Raw genomic sequence first — 24,936 nt, forward strand, 5'->3', positions numbered from 1 at the left:
AATCCGTGATACGCTTATGCCTTGCATATTAACGAGTCATAAAGAGAACTTATGTTAGGAATTATTGGCGGCACCGGACTCACTGAGCTGGCGAATTTGAATATTTCTAAACGCCTGATTGTGCGTACGCCTTACGGGGAGCCTTCCCAGCCATTGGTATTTGGTGAGATTAATGGCAAAGAAGTAGTGTTTTTGGCACGTCATGGCGGCGGCCATACGATTCCTCCGCATGCCGTGAATTACCGGGCGAATATCTGGGCGCTACATTCTGTCGGGGTCTGTGATTTGCTGGCCGTGGCTACCGTCGGTGGGATCGGCGATCACTTGATTCCCGGCGATATTGTGCTGCCCAACCAGATTCTGGATTACACCTATGGCCGCAGCAATACCTACCATGATGGCATTGAGCTTCCGGTGCGCCATATCGACTTTACCTTGCCGTATTCACAGGCCATGCGTGATCGTTGCATTAAGGCCGCTAGTGATGTGGGCTACCGCCTGGTTGATGGCGGAGTCTACGCTTGTGTGCAGGGCCCTCGGCTGGAAACTGCAGCAGAAATCGACCGTTATGAGCGCGATGGGGCAACAGTAGTTGGTATGACGGGGATGCCGGAGGCGGCATTGGCCCGTGAACTAGGCGTGGCTTATGCAGCCATCTGCCCGGTGGCCAATTTTGCGGCTGGGCGTGGCGATAGCCGTCAATCTATCCAGTTTGAGCAAGTCATGCCTTTGTTGCAGCAAACCATGGATAAAGTGCGCACCGTGATTGCACAATATTTGTCCGCTAACGATTGTTCGGTGGCCTAAGTCCACCCAGGCATCCCGGAGGAGTAACGCCAATGGCGGTAAAACCTGTACTTAGAATGGGCGAGCCACTGCTGAATCGCGTGGCAGATAAAGTGACTGCATTTGATACGCCAGCCTTGCATGCGCTGATCCAGGATATGCACGATACCATGACGCACATGAATGGTGCAGGCATTGCGGCACCGCAAATTGGCGTCAGTTTGCAGGTGGTGATGTTTGGTGTGGGTGCCAATCCGCGTTACCCCGATGCTGAAGAAGTGCCATTTACGATTTTAATTAACCCTGAATTAACCCCGGTTGACCAGGCCGAAGAGGATGGCTGGGAGGGCTGCTTGTCTGTGCCCGGCATGCGCGGTCTGGTCCCACGCTATCAGCAACTGCATTACCGTGGGTTTGATCCGCAAGGGCAGGTCATTGATCGCACCGTGAGCGGCTTTCACGCGCGCGTGGTTCAGCATGAATGCGATCACTTATTTGGCATACTTTACCCCATGCGCATCCGTGATCTGACAAAATTTGGCTTTAATGATGTACTTTTTCCTGGAATAACACTTCCAGATGACTGATTGTTTGTTATAATGCCGTCTTTCCGGAAGAGTGGCAGAGCGGTTTAATGCTACAGTCTTGAAAACTGTCGAGGGTTCACGCCCTCCGTGAGTTCGAATCTCACCTCTTCCGCCAAACACGTCATGCCGCAGTTTTTGCGGCATTTCTATTTGCAGGTTTTAATTACACAATTTAAGGAATCGTCATGACTCAAATCATCATCGACCATAACCCATCAGAAGAGAAGTTGAAAGAACTGGGCGTAAAAAGCTGGAACACATGGGATTGCGCACCTTCAAAATTCCCTTTGGATTTCACAGCAACTGAAAAAGCCTACGTGTTAGAAGGCGAATTCAAAGTGACTCCACAAGGTGGCGACACTGTAACGATCAAGGCTGGTGACTATGTTGAGTTTCCAAAAGGCCTGAAATCCCAGTGGGAAGTGGTTAAACAATTGAAAAAACACTACAAACATTTCTAATTGATTTGTTGTAGCCAGTATTCAATAAAAAACCCTGCAATGCAGGGTTTTTTGTTTTTAGAACACTGAGATTTAAAGCTGGAATCATTAAACTTTGCAAATTGTGCTTTAAATTCAAACGTCATTCAACATCGCTCTCTAGCCAAGTTGTTGATATTAAAATACAATCTCATCCTGATTGAAAAATCAAAACGCCTTGGGGTGGCTACCGCCTGAGATCTCGCGCAAGTGAGAAACCCAATGAACCTGACCCAGATAATGCTGGCGTAGGGACAGGCAGAGCCTCTACAACGCAAATGTTTTTGGTTTGTTGTTTCATCAACACACCTACTCACGTCATTGTCACTCTCACCCTGTCCTTTTTATGTTTCTTATAGAAAGGATTACCATGAAACCAATCGCAAAACCGCTATCCTTAATTGGGCTATTACTCAGTACCCCTGTGTTAGCCGCAGAAGAGGAGGAGACCCATGAGCTCTCCGAAGTCGTTGTCAGTGCAGATTTTCGCCCCAGCAGCGCACAAAAAACGGCCGTCAGCCTGACCGAAATTGATAAAGAAACTATAGAGTCACGCGGCGCGCAGCATTTGGAGGAAGTCTTGAATCTGGCGCCGAACGTTAACCTTGCCAGTGGCGCCTCACGTGGACAGTTTTTTCAGATACGTGGCATGGGTCAACGTAGTCAATTTAGTGCACCGTTAAATCCATCCGTAGGCTTGGTGATTGATGGCATCGACTTTAGCAGGACAGGCGGGGCGGCAACCCTTTTTGATATTGACGCAATTGAAATCTTACGTGGTCCGCAAGGGACTAAATTTGGGACTAATGGTTTAGCGGGCACGATTAACATGCGAAGCAAAGAGCCGACCAAAGCCTTTGAGATGCATGCAGAAACTGGCATTGCTGAATACAATACCCGCAATTTTGGCGCAGCTGTTGGTGGTACGCTTGTTGAAGATAAATTATTAGGTCGCGCTTCGATATACACACATAAATCTGATGGTTACATGAATAACGATTTTTTAAATCGTGACAATACGCAAAATCAGGATGAACTTACTTTCCGTGGCAAGTTAAAGCTACTCGCCACTGACGATTTAACAGTTGATTTAAGTTATGTTCATTTGGATATTAATAATGGCTATGACGCATTTACATTCGACAATAGCCGAAACAGCTTGTCAGATCACCCTGGTAAAGATAAACAGCTGACCAATGCTTTCGCAATCAAAACCAATTGGCAAGCTTCTGATGCAGTGGTTGTGCAAAGTGAAGTCACTTATTTAAAAAGCGATATTGTCTATAGCTATGATGCGGATTGGGGTTTTAATGGACAGTTTGCCCCAGCTTTATCCCCCTATATTGGTTTTGAACGTTTTGACCGTAAACGTGAAAACTATTCATTTGATTTTCGTGCACTTTCTGATAAAGCTGGCCGTATTTTTAATGATTCGACTGACTGGACCATAGGGTTGTTTTTTATAGATCAAGACGAAGCTTTTAAACAGGACTCAGATTTTGGTATTTTTGGCGCAACAAGAAGAAAAGGGGATTATGACACTCAGAATAGCGCTATCTATGGCCAGCTTGATACACGTTTAACAGATAGCTTAACCTTGATCACAGGTGGTCGCGTTGAGTACTTTAAGGCAAAATATGACGACACAAACGCTTTGCGCCTGAATAAAAACGAAATGCTATTCGGTGGTAAATTGGGGTTGAATTATCAACTCAATAAGGACCAATTGCTTTATACGTCTTTATCGAGAGGTTATAAGTCAGGCGGGGTGAATAACGATGGTAGATTGACCTTAAACCAACGAATTTTTGATGCCGAATACAATGTTACGCTTGAAGCAGGCGTTAAATCTAATTGGCTTGATAACCGACTAAATACTACGCTATCAGTTTTTTACACAGATAGACGAAATGCTCAGGTAAAAAACTCATTTGAGTTTGGCGTTGGACAGTTTGTGGATTATGTAGACAATGCCACAAGTGCGACACACAAAGGCGCAGAGTTTGCGGCCGATTGGTTTATCACTGATCAAATGCGTTTACTTGCATCACTCGGTTTATTAGATGCAACTTTTGATAAGCGTAGATTTGTAAACAATGTGACTGGTCAGACTGTAAATTATGACGGTAGACAAGTTGGTCACGCGCCAAGCTATACTTTTAGCCTAGGCACAGAGTTTTACCCCTCTAGCGCTTGGACAATACGAACTAACGTAGAAGGAAAAGATAGTTTTTATTTTTCAGATAGTCACAATGCAAAATCTAATGGCTACGCTTTAGTCAATGCCAGTGCGGTATATAAATATAATAAACATTGGAAGATGAATATATGGGCAAGGAACCTGCTCGATAAAGACTATGCAACCCGCGGTTTTTTCTTTGGTAACAATCCAGCAAATGGCTATACGCAAGAAAAATATGTGCAGTATGCAGAGCCTCGCGTTGCAGGTGTTACTGTGAGTTACGATTATTAAACTGATTGAGGGCGTTAGCGTCCTCTTTTTAATTAAGGAGTTGTCTTGCGTATTTCAGTCGATATTAGTTTGTATCCCTTAACCGAAGGCTATGTAGAGCCCATTCTTGAGTTCATCAATAAGCTCGAAGCCAATCCACATCTGGTGGTCAAGCGCAATAGCCTGGCGACCCAGGTGTTTGGGGAATATCGCGAGGTGATGGATTGTCTCGATGCTGAAATGGAGGCCGTGTTTAACGCGTTACCACATAGCGTATTTGTGATGAAGTTTATCGGCACGGACAGGGCGGATGTGGTTGATGTATAACGCTTTATGTATTTTATGCATGCTTATTAACGTTTTTGCTGTTTTGTAGCCATGAACCAAGATTACTATCAGAGTATCCTGACCGCATTTCATCAAATGTCCGGCTGGGAAATTGCCGCAGCTTTGATGGGGGTTGCCTATATTTTGCTGGCAGCAAAAGAGTCGCAATTGTGCTGGCTGTTTGCCTTCTTCAGCACGCTGGTTTACACCGTGCTGTTTTGGGAAGGACAACTGCCCATGCAGGCGCTGCTTAATTTTTATTATATGGGCATGGCGATTTATGGTTTTTGGCTATGGCAGAAACATGGTAAGCAAACAGACACCTTGTTGATTAGCCGTTGGCCCTTTAAAAAGCACTTTTGTTTTATTGTGGGCGGGTTAGTTGTGAGCGCTTTGGTCAGTAATTATTTGCAACAGACCGGGCAATCACAAAGCCCGATGTTAGATGCTTATACGACGGTTTTTTCTGTCATGAACACCTGGCTGATCGCCAGGAAGGTATTGGAAAACTGGCTATATTGGGCGGTGGTTGATGGCGCTGCCACGCTGTTGTATGTGCAAACAGGTTATTACGCCACAGCCGTTTTATTTGTGTTGAATACGATTCTGGCGATTGCAGGCTTTATTAGTTGGGTGAAACTTTACCGGCAACAAGCGGCTTAAACAGCATCCACGTTGCCAAATCTGTTTCACCCAGCACATTCATTAAAAACAACAGCAGCTGGTAGCAGGGCGTATTTTCAGTATGTTCCGGCCAGGTGTGCGTATAGTGCTGTTTAAATAAAGCCAGTTGCGCAGGCGTTAATACATATTCGAGCAACACCAGGTCCAGCGCACGTGGCGCAATCACAAATGCATCAAGATCCAGCAGCGCCAAGTCATGGTCGCCTGAGTCATTTATTTGGCTATCACGGAATTGATCCCAGCGTAAATCCAGCATCATCGGGACAAATTCGGTTTCATGGCAATGGAGTGCCTGTGCTAACACCTCAGCCAGTAGCGGCTCAGTAATCAAGGTATCGTGTTGCTTAGTCAAGAAGATAAGCGTGTTGTGTAAACGGCTGGTCCATTCATGTGCAGCAAGTTGTGGCGCTTGCAGCTTGCCCCAACTGTGGTAAGTCGATTGGTGCAAGCGTGAGATATGTTCAGCTAACTGTATCACCCATTGGTTGGCTATCTCCGTTCCTACATCGTTGCCAGCTAAAAACCGGCTGAGCACAAAGCGATTGGCACTGGCTGCGACAAAATCAGGCACGGTCAGCGTACCGTTCTTCTGCAAAAAATGATGCGTCAAATGGATAGTGCCCAAACTGTTTGGAAAATCAGCGGCAAATAAATGGTTTGCGCCTAACCAAAAGTGAGACTTTGCAATGGTTGCCTGGTTGCAGACTTTCAGCACCATCTCCCCATCTGCCGTTTGGCAATAAAAGAGCTGATGCGTACTATCCTCAAACTTGTTTGGGATAGCGTTTGGTTGAGCAATCAGCTTGGGCAAACTAGCTTGTTCGGCTGTGGTGAGGAGGGGATATGTAAACATAGTTAGGCTGACATTTTAAGTCATCAAGCTGTTTAAATCATCTGCTCATTCTGTCGCTGTGTTTCGATCATGAGACACGCCTTGGTTAAGGGTAACGGTTTTTATTTTGTGTGCTATTCCCTCTATAATTAATGTGTTGTAAACTTAATGTTACACTTTGGTGTGATATTTTTATGATGATAAATAGGGGAGATGATATGAGATGGCTATCTATATTGGCTGCGCTTTGCATGTTGATGTCTACCAGCGCACATGCAGGTTTACTTGGCAGCACCGTGACAACCCAGTATTACGCGTATGGCGGTACTTATGATGGCAGTGGCAGCCCAGCTACGTTTGTTGCAGATGGGACTGCGCAAAACCAGTTTTTGAATTATTACACGCTGTCCGTGACCGATACGCAAGTGATTTACAGCTTCTTGTCAGAGGTGACTTGGTCACCTTCTTCGACCTCATTGAATGAAAATGGCTTGTTTATCACCAATGGTAATTTGCTTACTTTTGCCGGTGCACCGACCATTACCGGGGTGTCATTTGATGCTTTGTCGTTTAACGATGCGGGTATCGGCTTGACATTCACTGGCAACCAGATTGCCATTGATTGGCAGAATGTCAGCTTTGCGAGTGGCAGCCAGGTAATCTTGAACGTGACAACGGGAGTCGTGCCTGAACCAGACAGCTTGGCATTTATGCTGGCCGGCCTTGGTCTGATGAGTGTGTTGCGTCGCCGCGTCAGCTAATCTCAAGCCCTTGTGCATGATGAATTGAGCCCCTGTCGCAAGATCGGGGCTTTTTAATTGGGTGGCTGCGGGGAGTATTGTGTCAGCAGCATGTGTTCAAAGTCAGCTGCTGGCATCGGTTTGGCGAACAAGTAGCCTTGCCCAAAGTCACAATGTATTTCTTTCAGTAAATGCAGTTGTGTTTCCGTTTCTATGCCTTCCGCGATGACTTTAATGTTGAGTTTATGCGCCATTTCAATAATCGCTTCACAAATCGCGAGCTCGCTGGAATCTGGTGCCAGGTTGGCCGTGAACGAGCGATCAATTTTCAAATAGTCTACGTTGAATTTTTTCAGGTATGACAGTGACGAATAGCCGGTGCCAAAATCATCAATGGCAATATGCATGCCGGCATTGTGAAATCCCGTCAGCTTTTCTTCAATATTGCCGACCACATCCATCAGCACGCCCTCGGTAATTTCAATCACTACGCACTTGGTTGGGAAATGAATGTGGTCCAGCAGGTTGATCCAGCTATGCATCATTTCTTCATTCGTCTTAAATTGCACTGGCGATTTATTGACGGCAATTTCAAAGTCACGTCCCAGCAGTTGTTTAAACCTGGCGCCTTGCTTAACGGCTTCAATAAATACCCAGTTACCAATCTCATGAATGGTGCCGTAGTGTTCACAAATGGGGATGAAAATATCAGGGCTGATATACCCTAGCTCCGGATGTTTCCAGCGCAGCAAGGCTTCTGCTTTATTGATGCGGCCGCTGGATAGCTCAATTATCGGTTGATAGTGCACGGAGAATTGTTTGAGTGGCAGTGCCTGCCGTAAATCGGTAGACAGACGGATACGAAAATCGGATTCCTGCTGCATGAGCTTGGTGAAAAAACGGTAACAGCCACGCCCGGCATTTTTGGCCACATACATGGCCTGGTCTGCGACTTTGAGCAGCTCTTGTGCATCGGTAGCGTCTTCAGGGTAAATGGCAATGCCGATGCTGGCTGAGATAAATGCCTCTTTTTTCGCGGTGATAAACGGTTCAGACAAGTGATCAATAATATTCTGTGCAATATGCGCAATCATCATATTGTCGTGGGTATCACTCAGAATCACGGTGAACTCATCGCCACCGAGGCGGGCGACGGTATCGGATTTGCGCACACAAGCAACGATGCGGGCAGCGGCTTCAATCAGCAAAGTGTCGCCGACATTGTGGCCGTGCGTATCATTAATCTCTTTAAAGCGGTCGAGGTCGATAAACAGCAGGGCGCATTTCTGGTGTTCCCGTTGCGTCAGTTTGAGGGTTTGTTCCAGTCTGTCCTGAAATAGTTGCCGGTTAGGCAGCTTGGTTAATTGGTCAAAATTGGCCTGCTTGAGTATCAGCGCCTCTGCTTCTTTGATCGCTGAGATATCAGAAAACAGGCCGACGCGCCTATGCACCGTACCGTCTGCCTGGTAAGACGTGTTGATCGTGAGCCAGGTGGGGAAAATAGCGCCATTCTTACGTTTGCTCCAGACTTCACCTTGCCATTGCCCACGGGCCTGAATGGCCTGGCTTTGCGCGGCATAAAAAGGGGCATCGTGCTGATCGGAGCGCAAGAGGGTGATGGATTGCCCCTTGATTTCCTCCAGCGCATAGCCCGTCATTTTAGTAAATGCGGGGTTGATCGCCAAAACCGCACCATAGGCATCTGTGATGGCCATCGCCTCACTACTGTTGTTATAGACCAGGCCCGCCAGCTTCAGCTCTTCTTCTGCCAGTTTTCTTTCGCTGATGTCTTGCACCGCGCTGATGTAATACAGAGGTTGCTGTTGATCATCACGTAATAAATGCACTGACAGATTCACCCACACCACTTGCCCCATTTTGTGCAGGTAGCGTTTCTCTACAATATATTGGTCAATGTCACCGTTTAACAAGCGAGCAATCGTTTCCGCTTCCTTGATCAGGTCATCAGGCAGCGTAATTTGCTGGTAAGTCATGTGCTGTGACAGGATGTCGTCCTGGCTATAACCGATGATGCGGCAAAATTCGCGGTTGATTTGCAAAAAGCGGCCAGATAAATCCACTTGTGCAATGCCAATCGCAGCGTGTTCAAACACCGCCCGGAATAAGGCCTCGCTATCCCGCAGGGCTTCCCTGGCCTGGTCTCTTTGCTCGGTAGCCACGCTGGAGTGGTAAATATGGTAGAGGCTGAGCTGGATGCTGTCGCGGAACTGCCCAAGCAGATCTATCACTAGGTGGTCATAGTGATGCTCTTTGTTATCCAGGATGCAAATCGTGCCAAACACCTCGCCATTCGGCCAGTTGAGCGGTAATCCGTAATAGGAAATCATGCCCAGGGCAACATCAGGATTCTGTTCCCAGCCCGGGCTGGTCAATGCATTCGGAATTAATAGGGCTTGGCGATTGCTGATGACATTTTCGCAATAGAGGCCAGTATTTAAACGGGCATGCTCCCCTTGATGATAGACATTGCCTTCGCTATGGCTGGCAACAAATACCTCAATTTCTTCCGCATGCGCACGCATGATGAGTGCGGCCGGAATATGGGCAATATAGGCAAGCAAGTCTGTGGTGATTTGCCAGCTTTGCAGCACTTTCTCTGGCACATCGATGTCGTCGAGGACGGAATATTTGGGCAATGCCCCAGCTAGCTGATTGATCATAACTACCCCCAATACTGTTCGTAGTCATTTTTGTATGGCATGACACACGTCTTTATTCTTTTTCGGCAAGAAACAGGAATTTCTTTACGTATGTTAATGTCATTATGTGCCTTAAAAATCGCATAATCAATGTCGATCAAGGCGTGGGTATGAAAAGATTTGATAAGAAACAGTGCCTTGCGCTGACATGCAAATATCACTGAAAAAGATTGAACTGTGAGACAGAATCCGCAAAAATAACGCATGCATGTTATTGTAAACAGGATGCTTTTTTAGCATCGCCTGGTTTTTTGACGCCATGACAAAGGAGTTGCGATGAGCCAGATCAAAGTAGAAAAGCCCAGTGCGGTGACCTTGGCCGCCTTGGGGGTGAAGCAATGGCCAACCTGGTCGAAAGACGTGTCGACGTTTACATGGCAATACAGCAGCACTGAGATTGCTTACATTATTGAAGGGGAGGTCACTGTCACCCCTAAAGATGGTGCGCCGGTGAACTTTGCAGCCGGTGACCTGGTCACCTTCGCCAGCGGCCTGGATTGTGTCTGGGAAGTCAAAAAGCCGCTACGCAAACACTATCATTTTGAGTAGTGTTTAAAGTGCAGACAGCGCCTGCTTGAGTGCGTCGGTTTGCGTGTCGTCCATGGCCTGACCATTGCATGATGAGATCAGGAAACTGTCTTCTACGCGGTTACCCAGCGTATTGATTTTGGCGTTATGTAATTCAATACCATGCGTGAGAAACACCAGTGCCATGCTAGCCAGCAGGCCTGGCCTGTCATTGGCAACCACATCCAGTTGCTGGAACACTGCCGAGGTCTCCAACTGGTGAGCGACTGGGCGCAGGTTGACCTGGGTTGGAATCGGCATGTGCTTGACCTGGCGGCTGACGCGTCCGCGTATAGGCGTAGGGATCGCCTGCGCACTGAGCAACTGGTCGTTCAGGCCCTGTTCTATGTGTTTGAGCAGGCCGTTATAACTGATCTGGCGGGTTTCCGGTTCCAGCACAATAAAGTTATCCAGCGCGTAGCCATGCGCAGTGGTGTAAATCTTAGCCTGCACAATGTTGTATTGCATGCTGTCAAAAAAGTGGCAGATGCGGGCAAAAATCTCTTTCTGGTCGCGGCTGTAAATCATGACCTGTATGCCGTCACCCTTGGGGCTCAGACGCGCGCGTACAATCGGTTTTTCCGAACGCAGGTGCGGGATCAGCAAGCGGCTCTGCCAGGCAATCTCGTCACTCTCAAAACGGCTGAAATAACCCGTGCCAAAGGCTTGCCATAACGGTTGCACAGAAGCCTCTTTCAGGTTGAAGCTGCTGAGTTTGTGCAATACCTCTTGCTTGCGCAAGCGCAATTGGGCTTCGGTGTTAAGTGATTGCTGCAACACGCGGCGTGTCTGCAAAAACAGGCTTTCCAGTAGCTTGGCTTTCCAGGCGTTCCACACGTTGGGGCTTGTGCCGCGAATGTCTGCCACGGTTAATAAATATAAAGCGGTCAGGCGGTATTCAGAGCCCACCAGTTGCGCAAATGCTTCAATCACATCCGGGTCTGATAAGTCGCTTTTCTGTGCCGTACTCGATAATTTCAAATGTGCTTCAACCAGCCAGGCGACCAGATCGGTATCCGCTTTGGGCAAGCCCAGTGTTTGGCAAAATCGTCTGGCATCAATGGTGCCTAGCTGTGAGTGATCGCCGCCACGGCCTTTGGCAATATCGTGAAAAATCGCGGCCAGGTAGAGTAAATGCGGCTGGCTAAATTCATTAAACAGCTGGCTGCATAGCGGAAACTCATGGCGCAGGTCTGGCTTGGCAAAACGGCGCAAATTGCGCAACACATTTAAGGTGTGTTCATCTACCGTGTAGACATGAAACAGGTCGTGCTGCATTTGCGCAATGACGCGGCCAAACACCGGGATATAACGCCCAAGGATGCCATAACGGTTCATGCGGCGAAGGCTGCGGTGCACGCCTTCACGGCTTTGCAGTATCTGCAGGAACAGAGCTTTGTGTGCAGCATTCTGCCTGAATTGACGATCAATCAGTGGCTGGGCTGTTTGTAACGCCCGGACCAGCGGCGCACTGAACCCGGTAATGGCGGGGTGCTGTTGTAGTAGCTGGAAGCAGCGCAGGATGGCTTCTGGTTTGCGCTGAAAAAGATCTTCAGTCTGCGCGCTCAGCAGGCCTTGTGATAGCATAAAGTCCTGGTCAAGGACGCTGGGTGCTTCTGTGGCAGGGCTGACGCGGGCATGCATCAGTTTGAGCAGCACTTCATTTTCAATGATGACGGCCCTGGCACTACGGTAAAAGCCTTGCATTAATTGTTCGCTGGCACGTTTTTGCGGTGTGGTTTGATAACCCATTTGTTCGGCCAGCGTATTTTGAAAGTCAAATACCAGGCGATCTTCGCGGCGTTTGGACAGTAGGTGCAGGCGGATACGCAGGTTTTGCAGCAGGCGTTCATGGCGCTTGAGTTGGCTGGCCTGGCTGCGGTTAAGCAGGCCAGCTTGCACCAGGGCATTCCAGTCATGACCCAAGCCCTGGCTTTGGGCTATCCATAACACCATATGCAAGTCACGCAGCCCGCCTGGGCTTTCCTTGATATTAGGCTCCAGGTTGTAGGCGGTGTCGTGAAACTTGGCGTGACGGATTTGTTGTTCACGCAGTTTCTCGGCAAAAAAACGGGCACTGTCTAGTTCTGCGTGTAATGTGTGCGTGAGGCTTTTAAAACTGGTTTTGTCACCGGTGAGCCAACGTGCTTCCAGCAGGTTGGTCATGATGGTGACGTCGAGCTTGGCTTCGTCCAGGCACTCTTGTAAGGTACGCACGCTGTGGCCTATGTTGAGGCCAATGTCCCATAAAGTGCCGATCAGGGATTCGACAGTCGCTTGCAAGGCGCTGTCACTGTTTTCAGGCATCAGAATCAGCAGGTCGATGTCTGAGTGCGGGAACATATCGCCCCGGCCATAACCGCCGACGGCAATCAGGCTGGCGGTCGGTGGCAGTTCATAACTGCGCCAGAGGTCTTTAAGCAGTTGGTCAAGCACACGGGTGTGTTGCTGTAGCAGTATTTTGGCTTGCGGATTCGCCAGGTAAGCGTCGGCCATCTGCTGGCGTGCCAGTTGTAACGACTCCCGCCAGTGCTTGAGTTGTTCTTTGGCAATCACCATCATGATCCTGTCGCCTAGAGAACGGGGCGCGGCGGCGTACCGGCAGATAGCGTCATGATTTCAAAACCCTCTTCGGTGACCAGTACCGTATGCTCCCATTGGGCTGACAAACTGCGGTCTTTGGTGACCACTGTCCAGCCATCGGACATGAATTTAATGTCGCGACGACCGGCATTAATCATGGGCTCAATCGTGAAGATCATGCCTGCCTTGAGCGGCAGGCCAGCGCCTGGCCTGCCGTAATGCAGCACTTGTGGTTCACAATGGAATTTTTTGCCTATGCCATGCCCGCAAAATTCACGCACGATGCTGTAGCCATTTTTTTCGGCAAACGATTGAATGGCGTAGCCGATATCGCCAAGCGTATTGCCAGGTTTCACTTTTTCAATGCCACGCCACATGGCCTGGTAGGTCAGTTCGCACAGGCGTTTTGCCTGTGGCGTGACGCTGCCGACCATAAACATGCGCGAGGTGTCGCCGTGATAACCATCTTTGATCACGGTAATATCGAGATTGACGATATCACCATTTTTCAGCTCTTTTTCGCTGGGCACGCCGTGGCAAATTTGCTGGTTGATTGAAGTGCAAATAGACTTGGGATAAGGCGTATGGCCATCTGGCGCATAATTAAGCGGTGCGGGAATCGCCTGTTGCACATTGACGATATAGTCATGGCATAACTGGTCCAGCTTGTTGGTGGTGACGCCAGCCACGACAAACGGCGTGATGTAGTCCAGTACCTCTGAGGCCAGGCGACCGGCGATGCGCATTTTTTCGATGTCTTCGGGGGTGTGCAGAATGATTGCCATATGCTGATGACCTTACAAAACCAGATTTTTCAAAATCTGGCTTGGGAATCAATAACTAAAATGTCATTCTAACATAGGCATTTATCAGTCATGACTAAAGAAACACGCCTTTTGTGGCGTTAAAACAGATATACCCTAAAAAGAAACAGGCGCTGATTTGTGTGATTGATTGCAACATCGCATGCGGTGCCAATGTTTTATACTCGGGCGCATAATCAAGCTGGAGCGAATACATGGTGACACTCACCGAAGCAAGGCAACACCGGACTGTGAATGACTGGGTGGCCTTTTTTAAACAGGCCGATATCCCGGTATTACGGCAAACCGCCAGAGAGTTGGCTGCGCTGCGTGAACATGAAGACGATACGGGTGCGCGTGACATTACCCGCGTGGTCATCAATGACCCGCTCATGATGTTCAAAGTGCTGACTTATGCCAACAATCATCGTAGCCGTCATCAGTTGCAAGACCTGGTGCAGGTCGAGCAGGCAATTATTATGATGGGCACCAGTACTTTCTTTGCCGAGATTCCTGCTGTGCCGCATGTCGAAGATGTATTAAACCAGCATGTGCCAGCCCTGGTGGATTTGCTGAAACTGATGATACGTGCCCACCGTGCCGGTTATTTTGCGGCGGAATTTGCCTCACACCTGATGGATTTGCACGCAGAAGAGCTGCGCGTGGCGGCTTCATTATATGATTTTGCCGAAATGTTGATGTGGTGTTTTAACCCGGAGGCCATGGCTGAGATCAGCAAGCGCCAGGCTGCCGATAAGACCTTGCGCAGTCGTGTCGTACAGCAGGAAGTGCTTGGTTTCCGTGTGGTGGAATTACAGGCCGAGCTGGTCAGGGTGTTTAATCTGCCATCATTGTTGACCGACCTCATGGATGAGCAGCGTGCCCATTTGCCTCGTGTGCGCAATGTACAGTTAGCGGTGAATCTGGCCCGGCATTCTGCCGAGGGCTGGCATAACGCGGCTTTGCCGGACGATTATAAGGATATCGCCCAGTTACTGCATGTGGATGTGGAACGCGTGATGCATATTGTCGGCGTGCCGCACTAGTCCCTTAAAATATTGCTCAGGTTTCGCCAGGCCGGTTTGCCAACAGGTCGGTAATCGCCTGGTGTACCTGGTCAATCACATTTTCCCAAGGCTCTTCAGCCTCTTGTCTGAATAGCCTCATGCCCGGATACCACGGGCTATCTTGCCGATGTTGCAACCAGCGGAAATGCGCCTGGTGCGGCAGCAATAACCAGACTGTTTTGCCTAATGCTGCTGCCAGATGGGCGACGGCGGTATCAACTGAAATCACCAGGTCCATTTGCATGATCAGTCCGGCAGTTTCCGTCAAGTCTGTCAGGGCCGGATGGTGGCATTCCAGCATGGGGAAGCGCTTGAGCATGATGTGGTCTTCACGGCGGAACTCCTTTTGCATGCTATGCCATTCGACTTCCATTTGCAGCAGCGGTGCCATCACGTAGAGCGGAATGCTGCGTAAACGGTCATATTTGTTGTCTGCATCCCCGCACCAGTTGAGGCCGATACGCAACCGGCGCGCGGGGCCTAACAGCTGCTGCCAGGGCAACTGGTGCCGGTCAGCAATCTGCAGATAGGGCAAGCTGGATGGAATCGTGTCCAGTCGTGTGTTAAACGCAGAGGGCAAACTCAGCATGGGGCAATGCACATCAAAATGCGGCAGTGGTCGTCCGTCCTGGCGAATCACCAAAATGCCTGCATCTTGTGCCCAAAGGGCATTCATTAAATCAAACAAAGCCTCGGGTACCGCAACAATCATCTGGTTGGGCTTAAAGGCTTTAATGAGCGGAATATAGCGGCAATACTGCAAGGTATCGCTCAGTGTTTGCTCAGCCTGGATGAGGATGGTTTTGCCGACCAGCGAGCCGGATTCACGCCACAATAAGCCCGGGTCCGGCCGTTGCGGGTCTGGCAATAGCTGAAAACGCGAGCCATACATTGGCCAACCGTCTTCATATTCGCCTCTGGCCAGCTTGAGCATGCTCAGGTAGTAACGGGCTTGTGCGTGCTGCGGCGCATGTTGCAGGGCCGTGCTGAGGCAGGAGTATGCCTCGTCGGTGTCGCCGTTCTCATACAGCGCAAGCCCCAGGTTGCAATAGGCCGAGGCGTAGCCAGGGTTGAGTTGCAGCGCCTGCCTGAAATCGGCAATGGCTGCCGGATATTGGCCGAGCTGGCAGAGCACCACCCCGCGGTTGTTATACGGCACCGGCAAATTGGGTTGATAGTGAATGGCACCGTTAAAGCTGTCCAGCGCGGCTTGTGTTTGCCCCTGGAGTTGCAACATCAGGGCGCGTTGGTGGTAAGCCTCAGCAAAGTCCGGCTGGATATTGATGGCCTGTTGCATGCATTGCAGGGCTTCATCGGTCGCCTGTAATTGCTGGCATAACACGCCCAGGCGGTAGTGAAAGTGCGCATGTTCGGGATGCGCAGCCACCGCTTGCCTGAGCATATTGGCCGCTTGTTCTGGCTGTTGCGCTTGCAGCATCAGGTCTACACATTCGCTGAATGCCTGCGATTGCTGTGGGTCGAATTTGGTCGCGGTGCGCAGGCGCAAAATCGCCTCTTGCGTGCGCCCCATGTTTTTCAGCGCACGGGCATCCAGGTAATACAGTTGCGCCTGTTTGGCATCTAGGGCAATCGCTTTTTTATAACATTCGTGCGCGGCTTTAAATTGCTGCGTGCGCATATGCAGGTTAGCCAGTTGCACATGCAGCTCAAGTATGTTGGGCTGCAGGCTGATCGCCTGCAGTAAATACTGCTCGGCGGCATGAAACTCCTGATTTTTTAACATCAGGCCAGCCAGCTTCTGGTAGGCATCCCAGCGCGACGGGTCATCGGCAATCAGTTTGAGCAGTTTTGCAATGGCTTCATTATTCATGGGAGAGACTGCAACACTTCAAACGTTTGCGTATGACCTTAAAATGACAGATGGCGGATTAAGGTACAATAAGCAGCTTAAAGCGTCAACGGCCAAACGGTCATCAGGCCCACTTTAAAGTCACTTCACGTCTACAGGGGAAATCAAGCAATGCTCATCAAACTGATCATGTACGGACTGGTATTATGGCTGGCCATTTGGGGTTATCGCCAGTATCAACAGCCCTCGAACCGCGTCAGTGTTGGCATGAAAGCCCCCGATTTCAAGTTGCCGGATGCGCAAGGCCATACACGCCGCCTGGCAGACTGGCAAGGCAAATGGCTGATCCTGTATTTTTACCCCAGGGATGACACGCCGGGTTGCACGCGCGAAGCCTGTCATTTTCGCGACGATATCCAGCAAATCCATGCCCTTGGGGCAGAGGTTGTTGGCGTGAGTGTAGACAGCGTCGCCAGCCATGCTGACTTTGCACAAAAACACCGTTTATCGTTCCCATTACTGGCCGACACCAATGGCCAGGTAGCAGATGCCTATGGCGCTTTGTTAAATCTCGGCATATTGCAGGCCGCCAAACGCATGACCTTTATCATTGACCCGCAAGGCATGATTGCGCAGACCTACAGCAACGTCAATCCAGACGGTCATAGCCAGGCCATTATTGATGACCTCAAACGCTTATCCGCTTTTTAAGAGATCTCTATGCAAGCACTTTCCCTCATCGTTGCCCACGCCGACAACCGGGTGATTGGCCACAACAACCAATTGCCCTGGCACTTGCCAGAAGACCTCAAACGCTTCAAACAACTCACCATGGGCCACCATATCATCATGGGCCGTAAAACCTATGAGTCGCTGGGGCGCTTGCTGCCAGGACGCACCACGGTGATTGTGACGCGCGATACGGAGTATGCCGTTGAAGGTGCCAAAGTGGTGCACTCGTTGCCGCAAGCACTGGCAGTGTGCGCAGGGGATAATGAGCCGTTTTTGATTGGTGGTGCAGAGATGTATGCGCAAGGTTTGCCTTATGTCACGCGGCTATACATCACGCGTGTGTATGCGCATGTCGGCGGCGATGCGTTTTTCCCTGAGATGGAGATGCATGATTGGGTGTTGATGAGCGAGGAGGGGCATACCTCGGTGAATGGCTTGCATTATAGTGATATGGTTTATCAGCGCCGCTGATTGAGATGATTTGACCAGATAGAGATAGTCTTAGGAAAGTCATTCTTTAATGGGAGTGTTGATACATAGCTTTTCGCCTTTTCGGCGAGTTACTTTTCTTTGCTTGCACAAAGAATAAGTAACCAAAAGAAAGTGCACCCCAGCTTCCGCTTCTTCCTTGCGCTACTCGAATTGCCGGGCGTCCATCGAAACTCGCCCTGACAAGCCACACACTTCGTGGCTTGCTGCGGAACTCGGACAGCCGATGGCCGAGAACTCCCGCCAATCCTGCGTTGCTCGGCGCGGCAGATGGGGACCCCGAACACCAAGTGAGCGCAACGGTTAGTGATTTTAAGAAACGAATCTGTTTTTTTGAACCGTTCAGATTTTCACAATGTGAGTTTGGTGAGATAAATCCCATACCATCACGCTGAGTAGCGGAGACAAAATAAGAGAAGAGGGAGCGACTGTCTGAGCTCCGCAACAAGCCACGAAGTGTGTGGCTTGTCAGGGCGAGTTTCGTGACCGGCTTATTTTGTTGAGCAACGCAAGGGAGCCTTTAGGCCGTGATGGCTGGGTGTCGTCCTCTTTGGTTACTTTCTGGGGGACAAGCACCAGAAAGTGACTCGCCGAGAGGCGAAAAGCAAGAATGCATGCAACCACAATGCCCACTTTACGTCGGAATGAATATGTGGCAATAAGATTCTTTGTAGAAGTTACACCGATGACAACGAGTTGCGTTAAGCCAGTAATGTCAGCAATGGCCTTAAAAACAAAAAAGGGAAACGCTTTGCTATACAGCCATGCGTTTCCCTGGTACAAGATTACAGAAACTAATCTTCTTGCTTCACGCAATCGACGTAATACACTGCTTTACCATCCACGATTTGTTTCACCAAACCATGGTTATCGGTTTCAAAGCCTGGGAATTTCTCGTTAAACTCACGCGCAAACTTGAGGTAATTCACAATCACCTTATTAAAGCGTTCGCCAGGAATCAGCAATGGAATACCTGGCGGGTAGGGAGTTAACAATACTGCAGTCACACGGCCTTCCAGTTCGTCGATGGCAACACGTTCAATCTTGCGATGCGCCATTTTTGAGAAGGCATCGGTTGGCTTCATCGCCGGCACCATGTCTGACAGGTACATTTCAGTCGTCAGGCGTGCCACGTCATTGGCTTTGTATACCTCATGGATTTGTGTAGACAAATCTTTGAGGCCTATGCGTTCATAGCGCGGGTGTTTCTGCACAAACTCTGGCAAGACTTTCCACAATGGCTGGTTCTTGTCGTAGTCGTCTTTAAACTGCTGCAAAGCCGCTACCATGGTGTTCCAGCGGCCTTTGGTAATGCCGATGGTGAACATGATAAAGAATGAGTAGAGGCCGGTTTTCTCAACGATCACGCCGTGCTCGGCCAGGTACTTGGTGACGATGGCCGCCGGGATACCAAACTCATCGGAGAATTCACCATCCACATCCAGCCCTGGTGTGATGATGGTGGCTTTAATCGGGTCCAGCATGTTAAAGCCTTCGGCCAGGTTGCCGAAACCGTGCCAGCGTTCATTAGCTTTGAGCATCCAGGCATCGCGTTCTTCCAGGCCATCTTCAGACAGATCCGTTGGGCCCCAGACTTTAAACCACCAGTCGGTTCCCCATTCTTCGTCCACCTTGCGCATGGCGCGGCGGAAGTCCAGCGCTTCCTTGAGTGACTCTTCCACTAAGGCGGTGCCGCCCGGGGCTTCCATCATGGCAGCCGCGACGTCGCAGCTGGCAATAATCGAATATTGCGGGCTGGTGGAGGTGTGCATCAAATAGGCTTCGTTAAACAGGTCGCGGTCAAGGTGGTTATCCTGCGCATCCTGCACAAGAATCTGTGAGGCCTGGCTCAAGCCAGCCAGCAGTTTATGCGTGGATTGGGTAGAAAATACCATGGATTCTTTACAACGCGGACGGTCTGCGCCAATGGCGTGATAGTCGCCGTAGAAGTCATGGAAGGTGGCGTGCGGCAACCAGGCTTCGTCAAAGTGCAGCGTGTCTATCTTGCCATCCAGCATTTCCTTGATTTCTTCGACGTTATACAGCACGCCATCATAAGTGGATTGCGTGATGGTCAGTACGCGTGGTTTGGCGTTTTTGTCGCTGGCAAACGGGTTGCGTTCAATTTTTTTCTGGATGTTTTCCCAGGCAAACTCGCTCTTAGGAATCGGGCCGATAATACCAAAGTGGTTGCGCGTTGGCATCAAAAACACTGGAATCGCGCCGGTCATGATGATGGAGTGCAACACAGATTTATGGCAGTTACGGTCAACGACCACAATATCACCTGGCGCCACGGTGGAGTTCCAGACGATTTTGTTGGAAGTCGAGGTGCCGTTGGTCACAAAGTACAAGTGATCGCAGTTATAAATGCGGGCTGCGTTACGCTCAGAGGCGGCTACCGGGCCGGTATGGTCAAGTAATTGGCCTAATTCATCCACAGCGTTACAGACGTCTGCACGCAGCATGTTTTCGCCAAAAAACTGGTGGAACATTTGGCCCACTGGCGATTTCAGGAAGGCGACGCCGCCGGAGTGTCCAGGGCAATGCCAGGAATAAGAGCCGTCCGCTGCATAATGTGTCAGTGCCTTGAAGAATGGTGGTGGCAGGCTGTCCAGATAGGCTTTGGCCTCACGGATAATCAGGCGTGCCACAAACTCAGGCGTGTCTTCATTCATGTGGATAAAGCCGTGCAGCTCGCGCAAGACATCATTAGGAATATGGCGGCTAGTGCGGGTTTCACCGTGCAGGAAAATCGGGATTTCCTCATTGCGGTAGCGGATTTCGGCGACAAAGTTGCGCAATTGCTCGATGGCTTCTGGTTTCTCTTCGACGATTTCTTCATCATCAATGGATAAGATAAACGCAGAAGCGCGGCTTTGCTGTTGCGCAAAGGAGGTCAGGTCGCCATAGCTGGTCACGCCTAGTACTTCAACGCCTTCATCTTCGATGGCTTTCGCCAATACACGGATGCCGAGACCGGAAGAGTTTTCGGAGCGGAAGTCTTCGTCAATAATGACGACGGGAAATCTAAATTTCATTCAATGAATCCTTAACTTGTCACTGAAACGTGTAACTCAAAGTACAAAGGCACTGAGCAAGCCATGCTTTTACTCGGTGCCTTTGTGGTGAATATGGGATGTTCTTCAATGTTGGGTGCAGCTATATTTTTGGCAGCGTCACGCCAACCTGACCCTGATATTTGCCGCCACGGTCTTTGTAGCTGGTTTCGCAAATTTCATCAGATTCAAAAAACAGGACCTGAGCACAGCCTTCGCCGGCGTAAATTTTGGCAGGCAGTGGTGTCGTGTTGCTGAATTCCAGTGTGACATAACCTTCCCACTCTGGTTCAAACGGCGTGACGTTCACAATGATGCCGCAACGCGCGTAAGTGGATTTGCCAAGGCAAACGGTCAGGACCGAGCGTGGGATACGGAAATATTCTACCGTACGTGCCAACGCAAACGAGTTCGGTGGAATCACGCAATAACCTTTGCCAGAGACTTCAACAAATGACTGCGGATCGAACTGTTTGGGGTCGACAATGGTGCTGTTGATATTGGTAAACACGCGGAATTCGTCAGCGCAGCGGATATCGTAACCGTAAGAAGATGTGCCGTAGGACACAATTTTCTCACCGTTCGCTTCACGCACCAAGGTCGGTGAAAACGGCTCAATCATGCCGTGTTGTTCAGCCATTCTGCGTATCCATTTGTCCGACTTAATGCTCATTCCGATATCCAGTCTCAGCGTATTGATTTACTTGTCTTAAAGAGAAAAAAGCGGAGTTTAAACTCCGCTTTTAGTAGGTGCAAATAATAACAACAAAAGCTGTCAAATTTGCAAATTTTTTGTGAATTTTTGGCGATTTTTTCAGCCAGTGGCCAGAAGGCCACTGATACTTATTTGTCGCCGCCTAATTCAATGCTGTAACGCCAGAACTGGTCTTCAGCTTCAAAGATGACTTTGGACGCTTCAGGGTCACGGCTGCCAGCTGGGTACTGGTGTACCGGCTTCTTATCTTCAGCCCAGGCTTTAACGACTGGATCCACCAGGCGCCATTGTGCTTCGGCTTCAGAAATATGCAGGTAGTTGGAGTTGTCACCTTGCATCAGGTTGAGCAACAGGGCTTCGTAGGCATCTACGGAGTCATCGCTATCCCAACGGTTGGCGGCATCCAGTTGAATGGTGCGTGTTTGCACATCCAGGCCAGGAATCTTGGACTGTACTTCCAGCTTGATACACTCGCGTGGCTGGATACCAATGATAAGCCAGTTTTGGTCCTGGTCATTGATTTGCAGCGGCGCTTTTTTGAAGCGGATAGAAATGCGGGTATCGGCTTCGTGCAGACGTTTGGCCGTGCGGATATAGAACGGCACACCTTTCCAGCGCGGATTGTCGATAAACAATTTCAGAGCAGCATAGGTTTCAACCACGCTGTCATTGTTGCCCAACTCTTCCAGGTAACCAGGGACTTTTTCGCCGTTGATTTCACCAGCAGCATATTGCGCACGGAAAGCATGTTTTTCCAGTTCGTTGACTGGAATAGGGCGAATTTCTTCCAGCAGTTTGATCTTGGCATCACGCACGCCTTCTGGGGACAGGTCTTTCGGCTGTTCCATGGCAGTCAGTGCCAATGTTTGCAGAATGTGGCTTTGCAACATGTCACGCAATGCGCCAGTGCTGTCATAGAACTGCGTACGGTCGCCTACACCCAGCATTTCGGTGTTGGTGATTTGTACGTGATCAATGTACTGGTTGTTCCAGATTGGCTCTAACACGGTGTTGGTAAAGCGTTGCAGCAAGATGTTTTGCAGTGCTGATTTACCCAGGTAGTGGTCGATACGGTAGATCTGGCTTTCCTTGAGGTGCTTGGTAATCGCAGCTTGCAATTCTTTCGCAGATGGCAGATCGGTACCAAATGGTTTCTCGATCACCACACGGCGCCAGTATTTGTCTTCCTGAGTCAGGCCGACGTTGGCCAAAGACTCAACCACTGGGGCGAAATCAACAGGGCGCACAGACAGGAAGTAAGCCAGGTTTTGCGGGAAAACGCTTTCGTCGCTGAGGGTGGCTTTCAGTTTGCTAAATGCATCTGGATCTGTTGGCGGGTTGGCATGGTAGAAGTTACGGGCAATAAAGCGTTCAAACACCTTTTGGTCGTAACCTTTTTTAAATTTGGTATCCAGCATGGATTTGATGTCTGCACGCCACGCGTCCAGATCAACCACTTGACGGCCAACGCCGATAATTTTCATGTCATCAGGCAAACGGCCCAGCAGGTCGAGCCTGAACAAACCAGGGTACAGTTTAACGCGGGCCAGGTTGCCGCTTGCGCCAAACAATACCAGGGTGCATGGATCAATTTTATTCGTCATTTCTAACCTTAAGATAAAAATGTAAACGGGAAAGGGCAAGCCTTTCCCATATCAAAAAAACAGCAGTAATCAGCAAAAAGCCTCCCATGGAGAGAGGCTTGTTTGATTACTTGGTTTTTACTGAGTGACCACCAAATGCATTACGCATCAGTGACAGCAGTTTGTAGCTGTAGCCTTCGGAGTCCTGGCTACGGAAACGTGCTTGCAATGCTGTTGTCAGCACTGGCGCTGCCACGCCTTGCTCAACCGCTTCAACCACTGTCCAGCGGCCTTCACCGGAGTCAGCTACGTATGGAGCGATTGCCTGCAGGCTTTGGTCTTCTTTCAGTGCTTCAGCCGTCAAGTCCAGCAACCAGCTACGAACAACAGAGCCATGACGCCACAACTCTGTGATCTGCGCCAAGTTCAGGTTGAAGTCTTCTTTACCTTTGATCAGGTCCAAACCTTCAGCAAATGCTTGCATCATGCCGTATTCGATACCGTTATGGATCATTTTGGTGAAGTGACCGGAACCAACTGGACCCACGTGCGCCCAACCGCGGTCAGCGTGTGTCAATGCTTGTGCATAAGGAGCCAATACGTCTGCGTATTGTTTGTCGCCGCCGTACATCAGGCAGTAACCGTTGTCCAGGCCCCAAACACCACCGGAAGTACCACAGTCGATAAAGCCGATACCATGTTCAGCTAACATTGCGCCACGGCGCTGACTGTGTTTGTAGTTTGAGTTACCGCCGTCAACGATGATGTCGCCTTTGTTCAGCAGTGGGATCAGGTCTTTGATTTGATTTTCGGTGATTTCACCCGCTGGTAACATCAACCAGACAATTTTTTGGCCTTCGAGTTTGCTGACTGCATCAGCGACTGAGGTTGCTGCTTCCAGACCTTCTTCTTTGACGAGTCTGTTAACGAATTCGGTATTGAAGTCAAAACCAACCACGTTAATTTTGTGACGCAGCAAGCGTGCAGCCATGTTGCCGCCCATTTTGCCCAAGCCAATCATTGCTAATTTCATTCGGATTTTCCTATGGTGTGAGGATAGTTTTAAGAGACACCCATCTTTTGGATGGCATGAACTCGATCAGTGCTTCGGATAATTTTGCAGAATTATCATGTCGAGTCGGATATAATTATAGCAAATGCAGTCACGCACTAAAAGGCTGCGCACGCTTTTTTGTATTGTTTTTTACAGGTTTTCTATGTCTTTGAATGTTCAAACTCGTTGGCACTCGTTTCAATCCCAGGAAGAAATTAACCAGGCAGCACTCAGTAGAGTCTTGGCGGCAGCGGATGCAGCCATTGCCAAACATGGTAGTTTTCTGATTGTGTTGGCGGGTGGCAGCACCCCCAAAGCCGTTTATCAATTATTAGCCAAGGCAGATGCCGACTGGGCTAACTGGCACGTGTATCACAATGATGATCGCTGCCTGCCAGTCGATCATGTCGAGCGTAACAGCAAGATGGCGCGCGATGCCTGGTTAAGCCATGTGGCCATTCCCGCCAGCCAGATTCATGATATTCCGGCTGAACTGGGCAATATTGAAGGTGCGAAAGCATATGCGGAAACACTGAAGGGTGTGCGTACGTTTGACCTGGTGATTTTAGGTCTGGGTGAAGATGGTCATACTGCCAGCCTGTTCCCGGGCCAGGTGGTGAATAACACGGCTGATGCCGTGCCGGTATTCAACTCGCCCAAGCCGCCGGCAGATCGCATTACCATTAGCCAGGATAGGCTGAATAATACGCATGAAGTCATGTTTTTGGTGACAGGTGCAGGCAAACAAGAGGCGGTGGACAACTGGCGTAACGGCGTAGCCATTCCAGCGACCTTGATTCAGTCGCCTAATGGTGTAGACGTGTATTGCTTCGGGGTTGTACTGAATTAATATTTCTTCAAGCCGCA

The 24,936-nt window shown here is 49.5% G+C and carries 21 protein-coding genes, 1 tRNA gene and 1 riboswitch; of the genes, 13 read left to right on the forward strand and 9 right to left on the reverse strand.

The features are described 5' to 3' along the window. The first annotated feature begins 51 nt into the window (after positions 1-51). The 7 genes from INP79_RS05600 to pnuC all read left to right on the forward strand — a co-directional run bounded on the left by INP79_RS05600 (position 52) and on the right by pnuC (position 5,294). Complete coding sequence (locus INP79_RS05600) at positions 52-807, forward strand: S-methyl-5'-thioinosine phosphorylase (RefSeq protein ID WP_194753264.1); 756 nt, start codon at positions 52-54, stop codon at positions 805-807. Positions 808-839: 32 nt separating this feature from the next. Beyond that, positions 840-1,373, forward strand: a complete 534-nt coding sequence (gene def / locus INP79_RS05605; protein ID WP_194753265.1) for a peptide deformylase — start codon at positions 840-842, stop codon at positions 1,371-1,373. A 25-nt stretch (positions 1,374-1,398) separates the two neighbouring features. Next, positions 1,399-1,488: transfer RNA gene (locus tag INP79_RS05610), tRNA-Ser, on the forward strand. 70 nt (positions 1,489-1,558) lie between these two features. Beyond that, positions 1,559-1,834 carry a cupin domain-containing protein gene (locus INP79_RS05615; RefSeq protein WP_019881932.1) on the forward strand — a complete coding sequence of 92 codons (276 nt, stop codon included), beginning with the start codon at positions 1,559-1,561 and terminating at the stop codon, positions 1,832-1,834. 187 nt (positions 1,835-2,021) lie between these two features. Continuing rightward, positions 2,022-2,125: riboswitch (TPP riboswitch) on the forward strand. A 97-nt stretch (positions 2,126-2,222) separates the two neighbouring features. Next, a complete protein-coding gene (locus INP79_RS05620) occupies positions 2,223-4,325 on the forward strand; it encodes a TonB-dependent receptor (RefSeq protein ID WP_194753266.1) in 2,103 nt (700 codons plus the stop codon). A gap of 45 nt (positions 4,326-4,370) precedes the next feature. Beyond that, positions 4,371-4,631 carry a YkoF family thiamine/hydroxymethylpyrimidine-binding protein gene (locus INP79_RS05625; RefSeq protein ID WP_194753267.1) on the forward strand — a complete coding sequence of 87 codons (261 nt, stop codon included), beginning with the start codon at positions 4,371-4,373 and terminating at the stop codon, positions 4,629-4,631. A 51-nt stretch (positions 4,632-4,682) separates the two neighbouring features. Then, positions 4,683-5,294 carry a nicotinamide riboside transporter PnuC gene (gene pnuC, locus INP79_RS05630; RefSeq protein WP_194753268.1) on the forward strand — a complete coding sequence of 204 codons (612 nt, stop codon included), beginning with the start codon at positions 4,683-4,685 and terminating at the stop codon, positions 5,292-5,294. Here the strand turns inward: pnuC and INP79_RS05635 are convergent. Beyond that, positions 5,257-6,168: a hypothetical protein gene (locus INP79_RS05635; protein ID WP_194753269.1), complete on the reverse strand. Its 912-nt coding sequence runs from the start codon at positions 6,166-6,168 to the stop codon at positions 5,257-5,259. The two genes, pnuC and INP79_RS05635, sit on opposite strands and share 38 nt — an antisense overlap. Positions 6,169-6,365: 197 nt before the next feature. On the opposite strand from INP79_RS05635, the gene INP79_RS05640 reads away from it, so the two are divergent. Then, the gene (locus INP79_RS05640; RefSeq protein ID WP_194753270.1) at positions 6,366-6,908 is read left to right on the forward strand and encodes a PEP-CTERM sorting domain-containing protein; all 543 of its coding nucleotides are present in this window, start codon (positions 6,366-6,368) and stop codon (positions 6,906-6,908) included. Positions 6,909-6,961: 53 nt separating this feature from the next. Here the strand turns inward: INP79_RS05640 and INP79_RS05645 are convergent, their stop codons facing one another. Further along, positions 6,962-9,568, reverse strand: a complete 2,607-nt coding sequence (locus INP79_RS05645) for an EAL domain-containing protein (protein WP_194753271.1) — start codon at positions 9,566-9,568, stop codon at positions 6,962-6,964. A 315-nt stretch (positions 9,569-9,883) separates the two neighbouring features. On the opposite strand from INP79_RS05645, the gene INP79_RS05650 reads away from it, so the two are divergent. Then, on the forward strand, positions 9,884-10,156 hold the full coding sequence (locus INP79_RS05650; protein WP_194753272.1) for a cupin domain-containing protein: 273 nt from the start codon (positions 9,884-9,886) through the stop codon (positions 10,154-10,156). Between the two features lie 3 nt (positions 10,157-10,159). Here the strand turns inward: INP79_RS05650 and INP79_RS05655 are convergent, their stop codons facing one another. Then, positions 10,160-12,736 carry a [protein-PII] uridylyltransferase gene (locus INP79_RS05655; RefSeq protein ID WP_194753273.1) on the reverse strand — a complete coding sequence of 859 codons (2,577 nt, stop codon included), beginning with the start codon at positions 12,734-12,736 and terminating at the stop codon, positions 10,160-10,162. An 11-nt stretch (positions 12,737-12,747) separates the two neighbouring features. Continuing rightward, positions 12,748-13,542, reverse strand: a complete 795-nt coding sequence (gene map / locus INP79_RS05660) for a type I methionyl aminopeptidase (RefSeq protein WP_194753274.1) — start codon at positions 13,540-13,542, stop codon at positions 12,748-12,750. A 233-nt stretch (positions 13,543-13,775) separates the two neighbouring features. On the opposite strand from map, the gene INP79_RS05665 reads away from it, so the two are divergent. Further along, on the forward strand, positions 13,776-14,606 hold the full coding sequence (locus tag INP79_RS05665; RefSeq protein ID WP_194753275.1) for an HDOD domain-containing protein: 831 nt from the start codon (positions 13,776-13,778) through the stop codon (positions 14,604-14,606). A 16-nt stretch (positions 14,607-14,622) separates the two neighbouring features. Here the strand turns inward: INP79_RS05665 and INP79_RS05670 are convergent, their stop codons facing one another. Next, positions 14,623-16,458, reverse strand: coding sequence for a tetratricopeptide repeat protein (locus tag INP79_RS05670; RefSeq protein WP_194753276.1), 1,836 nt, complete (start codon positions 16,456-16,458; stop codon positions 14,623-14,625). A 150-nt stretch (positions 16,459-16,608) separates the two neighbouring features. Here INP79_RS05670 and INP79_RS05675 point away from each other — a divergent pair, with 150 nt between their 5' ends. Next, complete coding sequence (locus tag INP79_RS05675; RefSeq protein ID WP_194753277.1) at positions 16,609-17,148, forward strand: peroxiredoxin; 540 nt, start codon at positions 16,609-16,611, stop codon at positions 17,146-17,148. 9 nt (positions 17,149-17,157) lie between these two features. Then, entirely contained in the window at positions 17,158-17,640 is a 483-nt protein-coding gene (locus tag INP79_RS05680; protein ID WP_194753278.1) for a dihydrofolate reductase, read from the forward strand. 812 nt (positions 17,641-18,452) lie between these two features. Here INP79_RS05680 and INP79_RS05685 read toward each other — a convergent pair. From INP79_RS05685 to gnd, 4 genes are all read right to left on the reverse strand, one after another. Then, the gene (locus INP79_RS05685; RefSeq protein ID WP_194753279.1) at positions 18,453-20,699 is read right to left on the reverse strand and encodes an arginine/lysine/ornithine decarboxylase; all 2,247 of its coding nucleotides are present in this window, start codon (positions 20,697-20,699) and stop codon (positions 18,453-18,455) included. Positions 20,700-20,820: 121 nt separating this feature from the next. Then, positions 20,821-21,390 (reverse strand): dCTP deaminase, encoded by a 570-nt coding sequence (gene dcd, locus INP79_RS05690; protein WP_194740956.1) that lies wholly within the window; start codon positions 21,388-21,390, stop codon positions 20,821-20,823. A 170-nt stretch (positions 21,391-21,560) separates the two neighbouring features. Beyond that, positions 21,561-23,036: a glucose-6-phosphate dehydrogenase gene (zwf, locus tag INP79_RS05695; protein ID WP_194753280.1), complete on the reverse strand. Its 1,476-nt coding sequence runs from the start codon at positions 23,034-23,036 to the stop codon at positions 21,561-21,563. Between the two features lie 106 nt (positions 23,037-23,142). Further along, on the reverse strand, positions 23,143-24,048 hold the full coding sequence (gene gnd / locus INP79_RS05700) for a phosphogluconate dehydrogenase (NAD(+)-dependent, decarboxylating) (RefSeq protein WP_194740958.1): 906 nt from the start codon (positions 24,046-24,048) through the stop codon (positions 23,143-23,145). 184 nt (positions 24,049-24,232) lie between these two features. Here gnd and pgl point away from each other — a divergent pair, with 184 nt between their 5' ends. Beyond that, a complete protein-coding gene (pgl, locus tag INP79_RS05705; protein WP_194753281.1) occupies positions 24,233-24,919 on the forward strand; it encodes a 6-phosphogluconolactonase in 687 nt (228 codons plus the stop codon). Positions 24,920-24,936 lie beyond the last annotated feature (17 nt).

The sequence above is a fragment of the Methylophilus sp. QUAN genome, from assembly GCF_015354445.1.
GTDB lineage: Bacteria > Pseudomonadota > Gammaproteobacteria > Burkholderiales > Methylophilaceae > Methylophilus.